1 protein-coding gene is annotated in these 258 nt (G+C 55.4%); it reads left to right on the forward strand.

Features of this window, described 5'->3' with window-relative positions; translation table 11 throughout:
- Nucleotides 1-258, forward strand: a 258-nt coding sequence (locus OC373_RS18940; protein WP_261998289.1) for a transposase, incomplete at both ends; no start/stop codon positions are given.

Consider the following 258-nt stretch of genomic DNA (forward strand, 5'->3'; position numbering starts at 1 on the left):
TCCTGCGCCGGCTGGGTACCTCCAGCCGGAAGAACAAGCTGTACTTCGCATTCCGGGAACTTGGCAAGGCCGTCCGAACGCTGTTCTTGCTTCGCTACATTGATGACAACGAGATCCGCAAAACGATCAATGCCGCGACCAACAAGAGCGAGGAATACAACGGCTTCGTGAAGTGGGTCTTCTTTGGCAGCCAAGGGATCATCGCTGAGAACGTCCAACACGAGCAGCGCAAGATCATCAAGTACAGCCAGCTGGTGG

Source organism: Stenotrophomonas sp. Ste96, assembly GCF_024519495.1.
GTDB classification, from domain to species: Bacteria; Pseudomonadota; Gammaproteobacteria; order Xanthomonadales; family Xanthomonadaceae; genus Stenotrophomonas; species Stenotrophomonas bentonitica_A.